Origin of the sequence: Curtobacterium sp. UCD-KPL2560 (genome assembly GCF_001705035.1) — a bacterium.
Taxonomy (GTDB): domain Bacteria; phylum Actinomycetota; class Actinomycetes; order Actinomycetales; family Microbacteriaceae; genus Curtobacterium.
In genome coordinates this window covers 1-17,733 of sequence record NZ_MCIG01000063.1, presented here as the reverse complement: position 1 = coordinate 17,733, position 17,733 = coordinate 1, and the positions used below count along the sequence as shown (strand labels likewise).

Genomic DNA, 17,733 nt, shown 5'->3' with positions numbered 1-17,733 from the left:
GGCCCGGGGGCCGGGGGCCCGGGCCGGGCCCCGGACCCGGGTCAGCCGCGGAGGAAGTCCGCGACCGGAGTCGAGCCGCCGTTGAAGCGGATCGTGCGACCGGCGGTGGAGGGGTCCTCCAGGACGTCGGCGACCACGTGCGCGACGTCACCGCGCGGCACCTGCGACGACGACCCGTCCCAGTCGACCGACCCGGTCGGCTCGTCGTCGGTCAGGGTGCTCGGTGCCACCACGGTCCACTGCAGGTCCGAGTCGCGCAGGACCGCGTCGGCGATCATCTTCGACTGCGCGTACGCGAAGAAGTCGTCGTCCTGGGGGATGCCGTGGTCGAGCTCGGAGCCGGACCACGAGACCATCACGTACCGGTCCACGCCCGCGCGCGCGGCACCCTGGATCGAGAGCACGGCGGCGTCCCGGTCGATCGCCCACGTGCGGTCGACGGACCCGCCACCGGCACCGGCCGACCAGAGGACGGCGTCCTGCCCGCGGACCAGGTCCGCGAAGTCGGTGAGGGACTGCTCCTGCACGTCCGCGATCCGGGGCTCGCCACCGTGCGCGCGCACCTCGTCCGACTGGTCGGCGTTCCGGATGACGGAGGTGACGGTGTGCCCGCGGTCGGTGAGGAGGCGCGTGGCGAGGAGTGCGACCTTGCCGTGGCCGCCGAAGACGATGACGTTGCTCATGCTGCGGACGGTACGCGGGACGGCTCGGAGGGCGCGGTGACGGTCGTTCCCACCGCCGGACGGGAGGCGCGGGGCGGCCCGGCACCGCGCCTCCCGCCCGGCGGGTCGCCGCCACCGGGAGGCTCCCCCCGACCGTCAGACGCCGCCGAGTACCGTGCGGAGGCGACACCACGGGACGACACGACGGAGAACCGATGAGCAAGCAGCAGCACGAGCAGCACACCCTGGTCCGCACCCTGGCGCTCGGCGTCCTGAGCGGTGGTCGGAGCAGCACCCCGCTCGCCGTCCTCGCGCTGAACCACGACAACAAGGCACTCACGGGCTCCTGGCAGCAGTGGAAGGCCTTCAGCACCCCGCTCGGCCGCGGCCTGCTCGTCGCGTCGGCGATCGGTGAGCTCATCGGCGACAAGTCCCCGAAGGCACCGAACCGCATCTCGCCGATGGGCCTGGTCGGACGCATCGGAGCCGGTGCGTTCGCCGGTGCGGCGCTCGGTACGACGGGTCGTCGCGACCTCCGGCTCGAGGGTGCGATCCTCGGCGGCGTCGGCGCGGTCGTCGGCAGCTTCGTCGGTTGGGCCGCCCGCAAGGTGCTCAGCGGCGCCGGCCTGCCCGACCCGGTCGGCGCCCTCGCCGAGGACGCCGTCGTCATCGCGGCGTCCGTGAAGACCGTCACCGGGGCCTGACCGGCACCACACGTCGGACGGGAGGCGCGGGTCGGCGACGACCCGCGCCTCCCGTCCGTCCCGTGGTGCGCCCACCGCACGGACGTCACCGCACGGCCACCGCCGCGCGGACCGGACCGCGGTCCTGCCAGGGCCTGCCGTGCACGGGAGCACCCGCCTAGCGTGGTCGCCATGCGCATCGTCGTCATCGGAGCCACCGGCCACATCGGCACCTTCCTCGTCCCCCGTCTCGTCCGCGCCGGCCACGACGTCGTGGCCGTCTCGCGCGGCACGAGCACCCCCTACGCCGACGCCCCGGAGTGGGAGCGCGTCGAGCGCGTCACCGCCGACCGGGAGCAGGAGGACCGCGACGGCACGTTCGGCGGCCGGGTCGCGGCGCTCGCCGCCGACGCGGTCGTCGACCTCGTGTGCTTCACGGTCGAGAGCGCCGAGCAGCTCGTCCGCGCCCTCCGCGGCAGCGCGACGCACCTGGTGCACTGCGGCTCGATCTGGCGCGCGGGCGTCTCGCACGTGCTGCCGATCACCGAGGCGACGATGACTCCGCCCTTCGGGGACTACGGCGTGCAGAAGGACGCGATCGCCCGGATGCTCGCGAAGGAAACCGCCACAGGGGGTGTCGTCGCGACCTCGGTCCACCCCGGGCACATCAGCGGTCCGGGCTGGATGCCGATCGGTCCGCTCGGCAACCTCGATCCCGCGGTCGTCACGCGGTTGTCCGGTGGCGAACCCGTCGAGGTCCCCGGCCTCGGCGCCGAGGCGATGGCGCACGTGCACGCCGACGACGTCGCCCAGCTGTTCCAGCTGGCCGTCGAGCAGCGGGACGCGGCTGCCGGCCGGTCGTTCTTCGCCACGGCTCCGACCGCGCTCACGGTCCGCGGGTACGCGCACCTGGTCGCGTCGTGGTTCGGCCGGGAGGCGCGGCTCGAGTCCGTCACGTGGGACCGGTTCCGCGAGACCACGGCTCCGGAGCACGCGGACGCGAGCTGGGAGCACCTGTCCCGGAGTCAGGTGTTCAGCACCGCCGAGGCCGAGCGGGTGCTCGGCTACGCCCCGGGCTGGACCGCGTCGGAGACGGTGCGCGACGCCCTGCGCTGGCAGGTCGAGCACGGCGGACTCGAGGTGGCCGGACCGTTCGTCGCCTGACACCGGCGCCGGCGTGCCGTGGCGCGCCCCGTCCCCGTCGCGCGCCCCGTCCCCGTCGCGCGCTCCTCGATGGAGCAGACGACGTCGGGTGCGCGGCCGGCACCCGACGTCTGCTGCTCACCGGAGGTCGGTCAGGGGCACCGAGACGATGCGGTCGTCGCCCTCGCGCGGGTCCCCGCGGCCGTCGGTGTTGTTCGTGACGAACCAGAGCGTGTCGTCGGGGCCGGCCAGCACCGTGCGGATGCGACCGAACTCCCCCGCGAAGAACACGGTCGAGGTCCCGGGGTCGGACACCGGAACGGCCCGGACGGACGCGCCCTTGAGGTTCGCGACGTAGACCGTGTCCCCGATCACCGTCAGCCCGCTCGGCGAGGCGTCGTCCGTCGACCACTGCTGCACGGGGTCGACGAAGCCGCGTGCCTCGCCGCCGACGCCCTCGACCTCGGGCCAGCCGTGGTCCTTCCCCGGCTCGATGACGTTGAGCTCGTCCCAGGCGTCCTGCCCGAACTCCGCGGCGAACATCGTGCCGTCCGCCGCCCAGCCCATGCCCTGCACGTTCCGGTTTCCGAGCGACCAGACCGGCGAGCCCGGGAACGGGTTGTCCTCCGGGACCGCGCCGTCCGGGGTCACGCGGAGGATCTTGCCCGCGAGCGACGCCCGGTCCTGTGCGGCCGGCGGGTTCCCCGCGTCCCCGACGCTCACGTAGAGCATGCCGTCCGGGCCGAAGGCGATCCGCCCGCCGTCGTGGAAGGTGTTCCGCGGCAGCCCGTCGAGCACGGTCGTGGCGTCCCCGAGCCGGTACCTCCCGGTGCCGCCGGTCAGGGTGAAGCGCTGGACCCGGTTGCCGTCGTCGGCCGTCGAGTAGACGAACAGGTCGCCGTCGTGCAGCGCGAGACCGAGCAGTCCGCCCTCGCCGCCGTGCCGGACGCCCGGGACCGTGCCGACCTCGCGCGTCGAGCCGTCCGGTCGGAGCTCGAGCACCCGCGCGGAGTCGCGCTCGCTGATGAACGCGTCGCCCCGGTCACCGACGGGGACGACCGACCACGGTGCCTCGAGCCCCGTGACGACGTCGGTGGTCGCCGCCGCGGTCGCGGAACCCGTGCGGGCCGGGGCGCCGCCGGACCCGCCGTCGGGATCACCCGTGCCGTCGTCCGAGCACGCGCTCAGGACGAGGGCTGCGGCGGCCGCGAGCCCGAGCGCGGTCCAGCGAGTGGTGCGGGGGCTGCGGGTCGTGCGGGTGGTGTCCACGGTGATCCTCCCGGTTCGTCCCCGAGTCCACACGCCGTGGTCGGGAGCGCCCTGGGGATCTCCGGTGCCCGAGCCGTGGACCCGGTCAGGCCGCGGTGCGCTGGATCGCCGCGGCCATCGCCGCCGCGACGCCGCGGTTCGCCTCGGCGGTCGGGTGGATGCCGTCACGCGAGTCCCCCGGGCGGTACGCACCGTCGGCGGCCCGGAGCCCGGTGAACGGGTCGACGAACGACCACCCGTGCGCCGTGGCGGTCGACCGGAGCGCCGTGGTCAGCGCGAGCTGCCCCGTGCGGCGGTCGGCACCGTAGCGGCTCCACGTCCAGTCCGAGGGCGGGCCGGCGACGACGAGCACGCGCGCGGCCCCGACCTTGCGGACGATGCCGTCCACGTCGGCGATCGTCCGGGCCGTCGGGACGGCCTGGTTCACGTCGTTCGTGCCGACCTCGACGACGAGCACGCGGGCGTCGGGCACGGGTGCGATCTCCTGCAGGACCTGGTCGGCGCGGTACCCGCTGTGGGCGTAGCCGCCGACGGCGTGCAGGTGGTCGTCGGTGGCGAGCTGGTGCAGCCACGAGTCGGGACGGGCGGTGATCGAGTCCCCCGCGTAGGCGAAGGGGACGGCGCCCGCGGCCACCGGGGTGTCGACGGCCCCGCTCACGACCTGGTCGGCCGGCCGCACCAGGTCGGCCTCGCGCTGCTGCACGTGCGCACCGACCGCCGCGACGACGGGGGTGTCCTCGGCGGTGGCGACGTGCGGGGCGGTGGCGAGGACGATGCCGGCCGTGACGAGGCAGGCGGCGGTGGCGATGCTCGCGACGAGGGCGAGACGGCGGGGGCGGGACACGAGTACAGGTATCCCCCGGATCCGCCCGCGGAACCAGTCCCCAGTGCTGGGGAATGCAACACCGCTCCTGAGGGTCTTCGCCGCCGTTCACAGGTTCGCTCGGTCGCCGGGGGCGACCGCGGACGGACGGGAGGCGCGGTGCCAGCCGGCACCGCGCCTCCCGTCCGTCCCGTGGTCGCGTCGGACGCGACCTACGCGTGCAGCTTCGAGAGCTCCGCGAACTCCTCGTCGGTGAGCTCGATCGTCGCGCCCTGCAGGTTGTCCTCGAGGTGGTCGACGCTCGACGTCCCCGGGATCGGCAGCATGACGGGCGAGCGCTCGAGCAACCAGGCGAGCGCGAGCTGGGCCGGGGTCGCGCCCTTGCGCTGCGCGATCTCGGTCAGGGGCGAGTCCTCGCCGGTCAGCCCGCCGGTCGCGAGCGGGAACCACGGGATGAAGCCGATGCCCTGCTGCTCCGACCAGTCGAGGAGTTCCTCGGCGTCGCGCTTCTGCAGGTTGTACAGGTTCTGCACGGAGACGATCGTGGCGACCTCCTGGGCGGCCTTGACCTCGTCGACCGTGACCTCGGACAGGCCGATGTGCCGGATCTTGCCCTCGTCCTGCAGCTTCTTCAGCTCGCCGACCTGGTCCTCGAGCGGGACCTTCGGGTCGATGCGGTGCAGCTGGAACAGGTCGATGCGCTCGAGGCCGAGGCGGCGGAGGCTCATCTCGGCCTCCTGGCGCAGGTACTCCGGACGGCCGACCGGCGGCCACTCGTTCGGGCCGGTGCGGGTCAGGCCGGCCTTGGTCGCGATGACGACGTCGTCGCCGTACGGGTGCAGGGCCTCGCGGAGCAGGTCCTCGGCGACGTAGGGGCCGTAGGAGTCGGCGGTGTCGAAGAAGTCGACGCCGAGCTCGACGGCACGTTTGAGCACGCGGATCGCCTCGTCGTGGTTCTTCGGCGGCCCCCAGACGCCCGGTCCGGTGAGCTGCATGGTGCCGTAGCCCAGACGGTGGACCTCGAGGTCGCCACCGATCCGGAACGTGCCCGAGGCGGCGGCAGGACGGTTCGTGGTGTCGGTACTGGTCATGCCTCCCGGTCTACGCCGTCGGCGTGACCTGATCCTGAGCCGTCGTCCCCCGTCGCGGGAACGGCGTCTCGCCGCGGGCCAGGCCGCCGACGAGCTTCGCGATCCGGTTCGCCCGGGCGGTGGGGCTCGGGGCGGTCGTGACCCGGTGCAGCACGGCGTACCGGTTCGTGGCGTCCAGCTCGTCGAACAGCGCGGAGGCCGCGGGTTCGGCGTCGAGCGCTGCCCGCAGGTCGTCCGGCACGGTCGCCGTTGCGGCACCGGCGTAGGCGCGCTCCCACCGGCCGTCGGCCTTCGCCCGGTCGACCTCGGCGATGCCCCGCGGGCGCATCCGGCCGGCCTCGGTCAGGGCCGCGACGAGTCCGATGTTCCGCTGCGACCACAGCGACGCCCGGCGCCGCGGGGTGAACCGCTGCCGGAAGGTCGCCGTGTCCCGCCCGCGCTTCTGCCCGTCGATCCAGCCGGAGCACAGCGCCTCGTCGAGCGCCTGGTCGTACGTCAGCGTGGTCGGGGTCGTCGTGCCCTTCTTCGCGAGGACGAGCCAGACGCCGTCGGGCGTCTCCTCGTGCGTGTCGAGCCAGGCGCGCCACGCTGCGGCGTCCGGGAGCACGAGGTCGTCGTCGTCCATGCGGTCATCGTAGGGCGGGCCGGTCTCGTCGTCGCCCGTCCCGCTACCGTGCCGCGTCGCCGCTGCTGATCCGCACGGCGTCGGCCCACTCGTGCACCCACGCCGGCAGGGTCAGGTCGCGGTCCGTCCCCCCGCCGGCCTCGACGAGCTCGGCGGGGCTCACGGTCCCGCCGGTGCGGCGCAGGAAGCGCGCCTGCACGACCGCCCGCGCCACGACCTCCCCACCGCGGACGAAGGTCTGCTCCATGTACACCGCGCGCTCGTCGACCCCGAGCACCCGCGTCAGCAGGCTGAAGCGTTGCCCGAGCGTCAACGACCGCTTGTACGTGATCGTCTGCGCCGCCACCACGGCGTACCACCCGCGCGCGGAGGCCTCCTCCCAGAAGCCGGACCGGGCGAGCAGGTCGTACCGGCCGAGGTCGAGCAGGGACAGGTACTTGCCGTTGTTCACGTGCCGCAGCGGGTCGAGGTCGGTCGGCGCGACGCGGAACGACGTGCGGGTCTCGTCCCACAGCGACGGACGGCGTCCGGGGCGGGCGGCGGCGAGCCGGATGCGCAGGGTCAGCAGGAGCAGCCGGAAGTACAGGTTCACGGGTCGATCACACCAGGCGCGTCCGGGGTGGGGCGACCGTGTTGGAGGAACCGCACGACCGCTGCGGTGCGGTGTGCAACAGGGGGTGGGCGCGACCTCCAACGGACCGCGCGGGGCGTCCCGCTCCGCGCTGCACGTCCTGTCGTTCGGGACTGGATGGAGACGGCGTCCTCGTCCGAAGGGATGCCCATGAGGTGCGGCACCCCGCCCGAATCCGGCCGCGCCAACGGAAGGTGTACGAAGAAACGGTCCCGGCCGTGAGGGCCGGGACCGTTCGCTCAGTGAAGCGTGATCATCCGTAGACGGATGCGCTGCTCCCGCTGACGCGCAGTCCGAATGCGCCGGAGGCGACGTTGCCGATCGGGCCGATGCCAGCCTTGAAGGTCAGCTCCGCCCACGCCGGGCCCGCCGACGATGCAGTTGCACGACGCAGCTTGGCCGAGCACGAGGCGTCGCCGACCGAGTTGTTGCAGTACGCTCCGCGGACGTCGCGGATCTTGTTGGTCGTGTAGTCGAGGTAGAAGCCGGCATTGCTGACGAAGTCAGAGATCCCGATCTTGCAGTTGGTGTTCCAGCCGCCGGAGGACTTGCACCCCGTCTTCGACGGGTTGAGCCCCAACGTCGTGACACCGCCCGGCCTTCCGGTCGACGCGGGTGCCACGGCATCGGACTCAACCCATCGTTGCGAACCGTCGGCGAACACCTCGACCGACCGGGTGCCTCCCTCGCGGAGGCTCTCGCTCCTCGTGCTGACAGGCGTCGCATCAGTCTGCGAGTCCAGCGGCTGGCCAGCGTTGAGCTTTGCGATGAGGCGATCCTGCACGTCAGCGCTGACGTTCGCACCGTCCATGGTCGCCCTGACGGTCGCCTCCTGTGACGCCGTCAGGAGCTTCGCCTCGGAGGCACTCGCGGGTGCGACGCCCATGAGCACGGAGCCCAGCAGTGCACCCCCGGCTACCGCCGCGCAGACCAGACTCTTGAATTGAGCAATTTGTGGCATGAAACCCCTCCTGAGGAATAATCCGTTTCAGCCATGGACGTGTTATTCGTTCACGTGCGAATCAAGCGAACGACGTCGACGAGCGACAAGCGCTTGCACCCCCCATGAGATGAGCGCCACGACCACGACGAGGACAACGACCGTTACAACGATGTTCAAGTTCCCAAACATGCTGCGAGCGTAGACGAACATCCACGATTTGTCGCGTCCCCTGATGGCATCGATCCCGCCGGTATGGCCCTGGCCATTGCGGAATCGACGCCCCACTATTGCATGAAATCAATGTCCTACCGCCTCCGACCGGCGGTTGACTGTCGAGAGTCGGGTGGCCATGCGAGGCTGTCCGTCGGGCTATAGGTCAGCGCTCATCGCCTTACCGACGCGTCAGGCGGGCGGGCGATCCCTTCTTGGAGAGTCAGGGATTCGCGTTGTGAGGCCGCGATTGGGATCCTGTCCCCCTTTGTGCCGTCTTGCGCTGCGCCGCTTCATCAGTCAACGTGGAGTTCGCGCTGTTACTTCGGGCCGATCGGCGCTGGGAGACCCTGACTCCGTGGTGCGGGCGTGGCATTCTGTGCCTTCTTCCAAAACGGAAGTCAGATGGTATCCGGCTTTGATGTGTGGCACCGATGGAGCGAGCGCGATTTCCGCGATTGTTTTCTTGATCACCTTGCGCGGGTGTTTCTCTGATGACGCAGAGTCACGATGGTGTCCTGATGCTCACCGGTGAAGCGCGGACTCTGAGGCGTCCGGTTGGATGACTGTGGCCGGTCGGGTCGTACGTGACTGGTCCCTCGGGCTCCTGCATTGGGGACGCCCGAGCTCACGAGGCCGTCCCCATGCCGCGGTCCGCCTCGCCCCCCCGGAGCAGGTGGGTCACCTCGTGCACCTCCGCGAAGCGTCCGTCGCTCGCGAGGGTGCCGAACAGGTACACCTCCTGCACGACGGTCGTCCCGTCCGCCTTCTCCACGTGGACCTCGTGCCGGTCCGCGTACGCGGTGCCCCGGACGAACTCGTCGAGCACCCGGACCTCCGCGTGCGCGACGATCCCGCGGAGATGGGTGATGTGGTCGGCGAACTGTGCGCGGTCACTCCAGACGCCGTCGGTCCGCTGTCGGTAGTCGTCGGCGAAGTGTCGTGTGATCGCGTCGTCGACCGAGCTGTCCCGGTCGTTGAGCAGCTCCGTCAGTGCTGTGGCGATGTCCGTCATGTCGATCCTCCTTCTGTGCAACTTGCACAGAGTGACGGTAGCAGGATCTGTGCGAGTTGCACACGTATGATCGGTGCATGGAACCGGCAGCAACGATCGCGAACGCCCTGGGCGTGGTGCTCACCCGCGGGTTCCGCAGTGGCCTCTACGGCAGCGTGACGCTCGGTGTTGCTCCCGGGCTGACCGAGGCGAACTACCCGGTGCTGAGTGCACTGGCGCGTGCGGGCGAGCCGCGCTCGGCGGCGGCCCTGTCGCCCGACCTCGGGCTCGACCGCTCCGTCGTGAGCCGCCGCGCCGCGGAACTCGTCCGAGCGGGCCTCGTCGTGCAGGTCCCCGGCCAGGACGACCGTCGTCAGGCGCTCCTCGCGCTCACGCCGAGCGGCACCGACGCCATCGCCGAGGCGCGACGCCGTCTGGAGGCGGTGATCGCCGACCACACGAGCACCTGGACCGAGGCCGATCGGGAGGCGCTCGCGCGACTGCTGTCCCGCTTCACCGCCACGCCGCTCGCCTCGACGGAGTACTCCACCGAGTAGCCGACGCGTCCGCCTGCGGGGAGATCCCGCGCACCGCACCGCACCGCACCGCACCCGGCACGGGCCGGCAGCACCCGGCGCCGGACACCGAGCCCGCGCTCAGCCCAGCGGACCGCCCCCGGCACCCGAGATCCCCGGGTGCGCCGACTTCGCCGCACCCTCGACCACCGCGTGCTGGCTCTCGGCGTCCTACACCGCCCGCTCCCCGATGCGCGGGTCGACGGGCTCCAGGTTCGCCATCGTCCGGCGGCGGCGCATGTTCTGCACCTCGAGCACGACGAGCAACGCGGCGATCGCCACCGCCACCCCGATCACGATCCACACGACGACCACGACGACCTCCCCCTCGCGTTCTGCGGACACTGTCCGTCCTCGCAGCGTAGCCGTACCGGTACCTCCCGGGGAACCCGTGAGCAGGAGTAGACCTGCACCCATGCAGACACGCAAGCTCGCAGACCTCGAGGTCGGCCCCGTCGGCCTCGGCACCATGGGGATGAGCGCCTTCTACACGGGCGCAGGTTCCGACGACGACGAGTCGATCCGCACGATCCACCGCGCGATCGACCTCGGCGTCACGCTCTTCGACACCGCCGAGGCGTACGGCCCCTACACGAACGAGGAACTCCTCCGCCGCGCGCTGGGCGACCGCCGCGACCAGGTCGTCATCGCCACCAAGTTCGGCCTCTACCGCCACGAGGCCGGCGAGGAGACCCCGACGCAGCAGCGCGGCCTCTCCAGTGCACCGGAGTCCGTGCGCGAGGCGCTCGAGGGCTCCCTCCGCCGGCTCGGCACCGACCACGTCGACCTGTACTACCAGCACCGCGTCGACCCGGCGATCCCGATCGAGGACGTCGTCGGCCAGCTCGCCGGCTTCGTGCAGGAGGGCAAGATCCGGCACATCGGGCTGTCCGAGGCCGGCCCGGAGACGATCCGCCGCGCCCACGCCGTGCACCCGATCACCGCGCTCCAGACCGAGTACTCGCTGTGGACCCGGGAGCTCGAGGGCGACGTCCTCGACACGGTCCGCGAGCTCGGGATCGGTCTCGTGCCGTACTCGCCGCTCGGCCGCGGCTTCCTGACCGGCGCGATCACGAAGCCGTCCGACCTGGACGAGGACGACTTCCGCCGCGCGAACCCGCGCTTCCAGCAGGAGGCGTTCGACCAGAACCTCCGGATCGTCGACGAGGTCAAGGCCGTGGCGGACGAGGTCGGGGCCACCCCGGCGCAGGTCGCGCTCGCCTGGTTGCTCGCACAGGGCGACGACGTCGTGCCGATCCCGGGCACGAAGCGGGTCGTCCGTCTCGAGGAGAACGTCGGCGCCGCCGACGTCATCCTGTCGCCGGCGCAGCTCGAGCGCCTGTCCTCGCTCCCGGTGCCGACCGGCGACCGGTACCCGGACATGTCGACCATCGGTCGCTGACCAGGCACGCTGCGGTCGCCGACGCGACCACATGACGGACGGGAGGCCCGTGGCGACACCGCCACGGGCCTCCCGTCCGTCGTCCCCACCCGTCGGTCGTGACCGCCCGTCCGTCGCAACCGCACATCGGAACGCTCGTTGCAGGCGGGTGGCGCGTGACGCGGGCGACCCACCGCCGTCACGGCGCGGAAACACCGGCTCCGTAGCGTCCCAGGAGGGATCCAGGACGACGGAGGGATCCAGGACGACACCGAGGGGGCACCCGTGACCGAGACGACCACCGCACGCCGCGCACCGGTCGAGGACGGCGTCGACGCCGTCCCGCGACTCGCACGACTGGTGCCCCTCGGGCTGCAGCACGTGCTCGCCATGTACGCCGGCGCGATCGCCGTGCCGCTCATCGTGGGCGGTGCGCTCGGCTTCGACCGTGCCGACCTCGCGTTCCTCATCAGCGCCGACCTGTTCGTCGCCGGGCTCGCCACGATCGTGCAGTCCGTCGGCTTCTGGCGCTTCGGCGTGCGGCTGCCGCTCGTGCAGGGCGTGACCTTCGCCGCGGTCGGCCCGATGATCGCGATCGGGACCGAGCACGGCATCACGGCGGTCTACGGCGCGACGATCGCGTGCGGGGTCTTCATGGTGCTCGTCGCACCGTGGTTCTCGCAGTTGGTCCGGTTGTTCCCACCGATCGTCACCGGGACCGTGATCCTCATCATCGGCCTGTCGCTCATGAGCGTCGCCGCGGGGTGGATCACCGAGCGCGGCAAGGACGGCGCCGCCCGTCCGCTCGACGTCGCGTTCGCGGCCGGGGTGCTGCTCGCGATCGTGCTGGTCGAACGGTTCGCGCCGCGGGGCCTCGCCCGCGTGTCGGTCCTGGCCGGGCTGCTGCTCGGGACCGTCGTGGCGCTGTTCGTGCCGGGCATGGTCGACGGCTCGGGCATCGGCGACGCGGCCTGGTTCGCGGTCGTGACGCCGTTCCACTTCGGCCTGCCGACCTTCGACCTCGCGTCGATCGTCTCGATGCTCGTCGTCGGCCTCGTGATCATGACCGAGACCACGGGCGACATGGTGGCCGTGGGCGAGGTCGTCGGTCGCCCGGTCTCGGGGCGCACGCTCGCCGACGGACTGCGGGCGGACGGCCTCGGCACGGTCGTCGGCGGGGTGTTCAACACGTTCCCGTACACGGCGTTCGCGCAGAACGTCGGACTCGTCGCGCTGACCGGCGTGCGCTCCCGGTACGTGGCGACCGCGGCGGGCGGGATCCTCGTCGTGCTCGGCCTGGTGCCGAAGGTCGCCGCGGTCGTCGAGGCGATCCCGCACGCGGTCCTCGGCGGGGCCGGGGTGGCGCTGTTCGGCATGGTCGCGGCGAGCGGGATCCGGACGCTGTCGAAGGTGCGGTTCGACAACCGGAACGTCCTCGTCGTGGCGTTGCCGCTCGGGATCGCGCTCCTGCCGACCGTCGCACCGGCGATCTACGGGGCGTTCCCGACGTGGTTCACGCTCGTGTTCGACTCGGGCATCTCGGCGGGGGCCGTCGCCGCGATCCTGCTCAACCTGCTCCTGGGGTCGCGGAGCGTGCGCGAGCGGTACGGCGACGACCCGGCGGTGGGCTCGTACGACGGGGTGCGGTCGACGGCGCCGATCGCACTGCCGCCGCGGTAGGACCCGGCCGCCCGCTCAGACCTCGGCGACGAAGGACGCCGCGCGCAGCTGCAGGTCCTCGATCCGCCGGAGTCGCGCTGCCTCGACGTCGTAGCCCTCGTAGGCGGGCGGCGGCAGCTTCCGGACGTTGTGCGAGCACTGGAAGTCCTGGCAGACGAGCGTGCCGACGGTGTTCCCGTTCCGGCCCGACTTCCCGGACCGCTTGGCGCTCCAGAACACGACGTCGTTCGGCAGTTTCACGTCCTGGCACCACGAGCACTGCGCGCGGGAACGGGGCGAGGCGTCGGCCTGGCGGAACAGCACGCCGACCAGGTCGCCGTCGAGCGTGGGCACGACGACGTAGGCGCGGCGGCCGATCCTCGGGTCCCGCCAGCCGAGGAAGTCGAGGTCGTCCCAGACGATGCGGTCGAGGTCGGTGGGGAGCGTCAGGTCGCTCGTCTCCCGGCGGGAGGCGTTGACGAACGACGCGCGGATGGTCTTCTCGCTGATGGGCAGCACGGTGCGGTCTCTTCCGGATGGGCCCGGGCGCGGGTGTCGCGCCGCACGGGCGGGGTGGTGGTCAGGGCTCGACGACGGCGGCCGTGCCCGTGGGCACAGCCGGGGGCGTCACGCCCTGATGCCGGCGCTCTGCGCGCCGACCACCTCCTGCTGCTGCATGCGTCCCACCCTACGACGGCGTGTCAAGCCGGGCGTGTCGGGCGGGACCGGTCCGCACGGACGAGCACGACCGACCCGTCGTGTGCCGGCTGGCGGCGGAGCACGCCGTGCCGGTCGTCCCACGCCCCGCTCTCGAGCGCCGTGCGCAGGGCGGCCACCGCCCGTCGCGCGGCGAGGTCGTCGACGCGTGACCACGCCGGGTCGGCAGCGCGGACGCCCGGGTCGAGGAGCCGTTCCGGGCGGCCGGTGTACGCCTCCCAGAAGCCGTCGACACAGGTGAACGGGACCGGGAGCCGGGTGGTCTCGACCTCGCCGCCGAGTGCTGCGGCCACCTGGTCGAGCGTCGGCCACCGTCGGGCGTCGGCGGCCACCACCTCGGGCGCGTACTCGGCGAGCCAGTGTCCGGCGACGCGCTCCGGGTCCCGGACGAGCAGGACCACCGGCCCCCGGGTCACCCGTCGCACCTCGGCGAGGCCGCGCGCGGGGTCCGTCCACCCGGCGAGCACGAAGGCGGCGACCGCGGCGTCGAACGCGTCGTCGGCGTACGGCAGCCCGGAGCTCGGGTCGCCGGCGTCCGTGACGGCACGGCCCGAGGGCAGGTACGGCACCTGACCGGCGCCGAGGTCGAGCACGTCCCGGGCGTCGCCGAGGGCACGGGCCACCGCGCGGGCGAAGGTCGGCTCGGTCCGGCGGTAGCGCGCCCGGTCGACGACGACCCGCGGGCCGCCGTCCTCCGGGTGGCCCGGGTGCGGGCCCTGCACCGGTTCCGTCGCGTCCGTCACGCGCCCAGCCTACGAACGCCGGTCGGCGGACGCACGGCTGGCGTGCGGGCCCGTCGGTGCGGACCCGCGCTGCTGCTCCGTGCCCGCCGTCCGGTCAGTCCCCGGCCGCGGCTTCCTGGCGGAGCGCAGCGACCTGCTCGGACCGTTCCGTGGCCGCCCAGGAGCCGAGCAGTGCCAGGGACCGTTCCGACTCGCTGCCCGGCTCGGCCGAGTACGAGAACATCGTCAGGCCCGGGTCCGCGACGAGGTCGAGCGCCTCGAAGTCGAGCTCGAGCTCCCCGACGATCGGGTGTGCGATCCGCTTCTTGCCCCGTCGGTGCACCCGGACGTCGTGCGCGGCCCACCACGTGCGGAACTCCTCGCTGCGCGTCGAGAGTTCCCCCACGAGCGTCACGAGACCGGGTTCGCACGGGTTCGCGACCGCCGCGGCACGGAGCACCGAGACGGCGTCGCGTGCCGTCGTCGCCCAGTCCGGGAAGAACTCGCGGGCCGCCGGGTCGAGGAACGTGAAGCGCGCGGTGTTCACCGGGCGTCCGGGGCCGGCGAACATCGGCGCGTACAGCGCGCGACCGAGGTCGTTCGTGGCGACGACGTCACCGCGTTCGTTCCGCACCCACGCCGGCGCGCCGGTGATCGCGTCGAGCAGCCGCTGCACGCCGGGACGCACGCGGGTCGGCACGTTCCGGTGCATCACCTTGACGCCGGAGTTCGCGAGCCGGGCGAGGTCCCACAGGTGCACCCGCTCGTCCTCGTCGAGCTGCAGGGCCCCCGCGAGGCCCTCGAGCACGCTGTCGGAGACGCCCTTGAGCGATCCCCGTTCGAGCCGCGTGTAGTAGTCCACGCTGACGCCGGCGAGCATCGCGACCTCGTGCCGCCGCAGCCCCGGCACCCGTCGCACCCCGCCGCCGAACGACGGCATGCCGACCTGGTCGGGGGTGAGCCGTGCTCGTCGGGAGGACAGGAAGTCCCGGATCTCGTTGCGCACGTCGATGCCCATGCATCGAGCCTACGTCGCGCTCGCCGTCCCGAGACAGGTACGGGCAGCAGTGCCCGGGACGCCCGCCCGTCGCGGTCGCCGTGGGTCCGGACGCGGTCGGGGACGGACGGGAGGCGCGGTGCGGGCCCGCACCGCGCCTCCCGTCCGTCCCGTCCCGACTACCGGACCGCAGCCGGCCCCGGGACCGGCTCGCCGTCCGCGTGCGCGGCGGCGTCGCCGGTGCGCGCAGTGACGCGCAGCCGCGCCACGCGGTGCCCGTCCATCCGGGTCACCTCGAGGCGGTGGTCGCCGACCTCGACGACGTCGCCGACGCGCGGCACCCGGTCGAGGTGCACCTGGACGAGCCCGCCGACGGTCTCGTAGTCGCCGTCGGGCAGGACCGGGCCACCGTCCGCGGCGAGGTCCTCGAGCACGACCGCGCCGTCGACCTCGCCCGCGGTCGCCGTGGTGCCGTCGTGCTCGGGGTCCCACTCGTCGCGGATCCGGCCGACGAGGTCCTCGAGCAGGGCCTCGAGCGTCACCATGCCCGCGCTGCCGCCGTACTCGTCGACGACCAGCGCGATCTGGTGCCCGCCGACGCGCATGTCGGTGAGCGCACCGGACAGCGACTTCGTCTCGGGCAGGGCGAGGACGGGGCGGACCAGGGTGGACACGGGCGCGCCGGGGTCGGCCGGGCGGAGCAGGTCGCGCAGGTGGACGAACCCGGCCACGCCGTCGCGGGACCCCTCGGTGACGAGGTACCGCGAGTGGCCGGCGGCGATGGCGTGGTCGGTGGCGTCCGCGATCGTCGACGCGGCGTCGATGGTCGAGACGTCGTACCAGGGGCGCATCGACTCGCGCAGGGTGCGGTCACCGGCGTCGAGGGCGCTCCGGGCGATGCGGCGGCCCTGCGCGTCGATCGCGTCGTGCTCGTCGACCAGGCCGCGGAGCTCCTCGGTGCTCATCGACTCGCTGCGGGCGTGCGGGTCGCCACCGAACAGCCGCACGACGGCGTCGGTGGAGCGGGAGAGCACCCAGATCACCGGGCGCATGGCGGTCGCGAAGCGGTCGAGGGTCGGTGCGACCGCCATCGAGAAGCCCTCGGCGCGCTGCAGGGCGAGGCGCTTGGGCACGAGCTCGCCGAACACGAGCGACAGGTACGCGATCACGAGGGTCATCAGCACGAGGGCGACGGCCTCCGCGGCGCCCCGGTCGAGCCCGGTCCCGGACAGCAGCGGGGCGACGTCCGGGGCGATCGACGAGGCGCCGTACGCGGCCGAGAAGAACCCGGCGACGGTCACGCCGATCTGCACGGCGGACAGGAAGCGGTTCGGGTCGCGACCGAGTGCGGCGACCCGGGCACCGCGGGAGCCCCGGCGTTCGAGCTGCTGGAGCTGCGACTCACGGAGCGAGACGAGGGCGATCTCGGCGGCGGCGAACACCCCGCCGACGAGCACGAAGAGGATGACGAGCCCGAAGGCGATCCAGGTGTCGGTGCCCATCAGCGGGACGCCTCAGTGGATCGACGACGGGCGGGCGGTCTGTGGTGATCGTCCATGGCTGTGATCCTGCACAGGATCGCTGGACGAGCGCCGCACTCCTGCTCGGCAAGTGCTGTGCGCCGCGGGGCGCGCGGCCCGGGTGTGAGCGGCGTCCGAAGGGCTGCGGGCTCGGCTCAGGTGGTGAGCGAGCGACCGATGCGGGCTTCGAGCCACGCCTCGGGGTCGATCGGGGTCACGCCATCCAGGAGCACCTCGAGGTGCAGGTGCGCCCCCGTGGAGACCCCGGACGAGCCGACCTTGCCGATGAACTGCCCGGCCTCGACCCGGTCGCCGACCTTGAGCGGCGAGGACCCGGGGATCATGTGGCCGTAGAGCGTCGCGACCTTGCGGCCGTCGATCACGTGGTCGATGACCACGGCGGTGCCGTACGAGAAGTACGTCCCGGAGACGCGGACCTTGCCCGCGGCGACGGCACCGATCGGCGCGCCCATCCCGGGGTTGAAGTCGAGGCCCTGGTGCAGTGACGAGCACGCGCCGCACGGGGCGGACCGGTACCCGAAGCCCGAGCTCATCCGCACCGGACCGGGGAACGGCGAGCGGACGTCACCGCCGTACGACACCGCGGACCCGGCGGCCCCTGCGGCCCCTGCGGTGCCGTTCCCGGGGTTCACCGTGCCGCCACCGATCGTGAAGCCGTCACGGTCCGAGGCGCTCGCCGCGATCGCCTGCGTGACGGCGTAGTCCTGGGTGCGCACGACGGGCGCGATGGTGGAGGTCGCGAGCGACGTCCCGGCCGCCGCGTGGGCGGGCATCGCCGAGGCGGCGAACATCGCGAGCGCGGCCAGCGCGCTCGTCAGCGTGACGCGGCTGGCGCGGTGCCCGCGGGACGGACGGGAGGCGCGGCTCGCGGCCGGCACGGACGTCGCCCCGGCGGCGCGGCGGCGGACGACCTTCGTGATGCGGGTGTCGACGTGCTCGGTCGCCGCACGGGCGCGGGTGGCGCGACGGCCGGCGCGTGCGGGAGGGGTCGACGGTGCTGCGGTGGTCGCGGCGGTCGACGCGACCGGGGCCTGGACCGCGGGCGCCTGGGCTGCGGGCGCCTGGGC

19 protein-coding genes are annotated in these 17,733 nt (G+C 73.0%); 5 read left to right on the top strand and 14 right to left on the bottom strand.

Features of this window, described 5'->3' with window-relative positions; genetic code table 11:
- Nucleotides 1-41 precede the first annotated feature (41 nt).
- On the bottom strand, nucleotides 42-683 hold the full coding sequence (locus BEP24_RS12980; RefSeq protein WP_065964045.1) for an SDR family oxidoreductase: 642 nt from the start codon (nucleotides 681-683) through the stop codon (nucleotides 42-44).
- A 194-nt stretch (nucleotides 684-877) separates the two neighbouring features.
- Between BEP24_RS12980 and BEP24_RS12975 the strand changes: the two genes are divergently transcribed.
- Both BEP24_RS12975 and BEP24_RS12970 read left to right on the top strand, forming a co-directional pair.
- Entirely contained in the window at nucleotides 878-1,366 is a 489-nt protein-coding gene (locus tag BEP24_RS12975; RefSeq protein WP_065964044.1) for a DUF4126 family protein, read from the top strand.
- 171 nt (nucleotides 1,367-1,537) lie between these two features.
- Nucleotides 1,538-2,509, top strand: a complete 972-nt coding sequence (locus BEP24_RS12970; protein WP_065964048.1) for an NAD(P)-dependent oxidoreductase — start codon at nucleotides 1,538-1,540, stop codon at nucleotides 2,507-2,509.
- Between the two features lie 117 nt (nucleotides 2,510-2,626).
- Here BEP24_RS12970 and BEP24_RS12965 read toward each other — a convergent pair whose 3' ends face one another.
- The 7 genes from BEP24_RS12965 to BEP24_RS12935 all read right to left on the bottom strand — a co-directional run bounded on the left by BEP24_RS12965 (nucleotide 2,627) and on the right by BEP24_RS12935 (nucleotide 9,095).
- Nucleotides 2,627-3,757, bottom strand: coding sequence for a PQQ-dependent sugar dehydrogenase (locus BEP24_RS12965; protein WP_065964043.1), 1,131 nt, complete (start codon nucleotides 3,755-3,757; stop codon nucleotides 2,627-2,629).
- Nucleotides 3,758-3,842: 85 nt separating this feature from the next.
- Nucleotides 3,843-4,601, bottom strand: coding sequence for an SGNH/GDSL hydrolase family protein (locus BEP24_RS12960; RefSeq protein WP_065964040.1), 759 nt, complete (start codon nucleotides 4,599-4,601; stop codon nucleotides 3,843-3,845).
- 191 nt (nucleotides 4,602-4,792) lie between these two features.
- On the bottom strand, nucleotides 4,793-5,671 hold the full coding sequence (locus tag BEP24_RS12955; protein ID WP_065964039.1) for an aldo/keto reductase: 879 nt from the start codon (nucleotides 5,669-5,671) through the stop codon (nucleotides 4,793-4,795).
- Nucleotides 5,672-5,681: 10 nt separating this feature from the next.
- Nucleotides 5,682-6,296 carry a YdeI/OmpD-associated family protein gene (locus tag BEP24_RS12950; RefSeq protein WP_065964036.1) on the bottom strand — a complete coding sequence of 205 codons (615 nt, stop codon included), beginning with the start codon at nucleotides 6,294-6,296 and terminating at the stop codon, nucleotides 5,682-5,684.
- Nucleotides 6,297-6,339: 43 nt separating this feature from the next.
- A complete protein-coding gene (locus tag BEP24_RS12945) occupies nucleotides 6,340-6,888 on the bottom strand; it encodes an acyl-CoA thioesterase (protein WP_065964033.1) in 549 nt (182 codons plus the stop codon).
- Between the two features lie 292 nt (nucleotides 6,889-7,180).
- Nucleotides 7,181-7,888: a hypothetical protein gene (locus tag BEP24_RS12940; RefSeq protein ID WP_139197524.1), complete on the bottom strand. Its 708-nt coding sequence runs from the start codon at nucleotides 7,886-7,888 to the stop codon at nucleotides 7,181-7,183.
- Between the two features lie 820 nt (nucleotides 7,889-8,708).
- On the bottom strand, nucleotides 8,709-9,095 hold the full coding sequence (locus tag BEP24_RS12935) for a hypothetical protein (protein WP_065964027.1): 387 nt from the start codon (nucleotides 9,093-9,095) through the stop codon (nucleotides 8,709-8,711).
- Nucleotides 9,096-9,172: 77 nt separating this feature from the next.
- On the opposite strand from BEP24_RS12935, the gene BEP24_RS12930 reads away from it, so the two are divergent.
- Nucleotides 9,173-9,631 carry a MarR family winged helix-turn-helix transcriptional regulator gene (locus tag BEP24_RS12930; protein ID WP_065964024.1) on the top strand — a complete coding sequence of 153 codons (459 nt, stop codon included), beginning with the start codon at nucleotides 9,173-9,175 and terminating at the stop codon, nucleotides 9,629-9,631.
- A 189-nt stretch (nucleotides 9,632-9,820) separates the two neighbouring features.
- Here the strand turns inward: BEP24_RS12930 and BEP24_RS17655 are convergent, their stop codons facing one another.
- Nucleotides 9,821-9,994 carry a hypothetical protein gene (locus BEP24_RS17655; protein ID WP_171898814.1) on the bottom strand — a complete coding sequence of 58 codons (174 nt, stop codon included), beginning with the start codon at nucleotides 9,992-9,994 and terminating at the stop codon, nucleotides 9,821-9,823.
- Nucleotides 9,995-10,064: 70 nt separating this feature from the next.
- Between BEP24_RS17655 and BEP24_RS12925 the strand changes: the two genes are divergently transcribed.
- Entirely contained in the window at nucleotides 10,065-11,051 is a 987-nt protein-coding gene (locus BEP24_RS12925) for an aldo/keto reductase (protein WP_065964021.1), read from the top strand.
- 264 nt (nucleotides 11,052-11,315) lie between these two features.
- Nucleotides 11,316-12,710 (top strand): nucleobase:cation symporter-2 family protein, encoded by a 1,395-nt coding sequence (locus BEP24_RS12920; protein ID WP_253181686.1) that lies wholly within the window; start codon nucleotides 11,316-11,318, stop codon nucleotides 12,708-12,710.
- Nucleotides 12,711-12,725: 15 nt separating this feature from the next.
- Here the strand turns inward: BEP24_RS12920 and BEP24_RS12915 are convergent, their stop codons facing one another.
- The 5 genes from BEP24_RS12915 to BEP24_RS12895 all read right to left on the bottom strand — a co-directional run.
- On the bottom strand, nucleotides 12,726-13,208 hold the full coding sequence (locus BEP24_RS12915; RefSeq protein ID WP_065964020.1) for an FBP domain-containing protein: 483 nt from the start codon (nucleotides 13,206-13,208) through the stop codon (nucleotides 12,726-12,728).
- 182 nt (nucleotides 13,209-13,390) lie between these two features.
- On the bottom strand, nucleotides 13,391-14,149 hold the full coding sequence (locus BEP24_RS12910; protein ID WP_083230355.1) for a methyltransferase domain-containing protein: 759 nt from the start codon (nucleotides 14,147-14,149) through the stop codon (nucleotides 13,391-13,393).
- 94 nt (nucleotides 14,150-14,243) lie between these two features.
- Nucleotides 14,244-15,146 carry a helix-turn-helix transcriptional regulator gene (locus BEP24_RS12905; protein ID WP_065964018.1) on the bottom strand — a complete coding sequence of 301 codons (903 nt, stop codon included), beginning with the start codon at nucleotides 15,144-15,146 and terminating at the stop codon, nucleotides 14,244-14,246.
- 158 nt (nucleotides 15,147-15,304) lie between these two features.
- Nucleotides 15,305-16,627 (bottom strand): hemolysin family protein, encoded by a 1,323-nt coding sequence (locus BEP24_RS12900; protein WP_065964016.1) that lies wholly within the window; start codon nucleotides 16,625-16,627, stop codon nucleotides 15,305-15,307.
- A 173-nt stretch (nucleotides 16,628-16,800) separates the two neighbouring features.
- On the bottom strand, nucleotides 16,801-17,733 hold a 933-nt coding region (locus tag BEP24_RS12895; protein ID WP_065964014.1), incomplete at its 5' end, for a M23 family metallopeptidase.

Bases quoted from the DNA above. Each gene is read 5' to 3' on its own strand.
- BEP24_RS12975 (WP_065964044.1), top strand. From the start codon at position 878: ATGAGCAAGCAGCAGCACGAGCAGCACACCCTGGTCCGCACCCTGGCG.
- BEP24_RS12930 (WP_065964024.1), top strand. From the start codon at position 9,173: ATGGAACCGGCAGCAACGATCGCGAACGCCCTGGGCGTGGTGCTCACC.
- BEP24_RS12925 (WP_065964021.1), top strand. From the start codon at position 10,065: ATGCAGACACGCAAGCTCGCAGACCTCGAGGTCGGCCCCGTCGGCCTC.
- BEP24_RS12900 (WP_065964016.1), bottom strand. From the start codon at position 16,627: ATGGGCACCGACACCTGGATCGCCTTCGGGCTCGTCATCCTCTTCGTG.
- BEP24_RS12940 (WP_139197524.1), bottom strand. From the start codon at position 7,888: ATGCCACAAATTGCTCAATTCAAGAGTCTGGTCTGCGCGGCGGTAGCC.
- BEP24_RS12935 (WP_065964027.1), bottom strand. From the start codon at position 9,095: ATGACGGACATCGCCACAGCACTGACGGAGCTGCTCAACGACCGGGAC.
- BEP24_RS12905 (WP_065964018.1), bottom strand. From the start codon at position 15,146: ATGGGCATCGACGTGCGCAACGAGATCCGGGACTTCCTGTCCTCCCGA.
- BEP24_RS12955 (WP_065964039.1), bottom strand. From the start codon at position 5,671: ATGACCAGTACCGACACCACGAACCGTCCTGCCGCCGCCTCGGGCACG.
- BEP24_RS12970 (WP_065964048.1), top strand. From the start codon at position 1,538: ATGCGCATCGTCGTCATCGGAGCCACCGGCCACATCGGCACCTTCCTC.
- BEP24_RS12950 (WP_065964036.1), bottom strand. From the start codon at position 6,296: ATGGACGACGACGACCTCGTGCTCCCGGACGCCGCAGCGTGGCGCGCC.
- BEP24_RS12980 (WP_065964045.1), bottom strand. From the start codon at position 683: ATGAGCAACGTCATCGTCTTCGGCGGCCACGGCAAGGTCGCACTCCTC.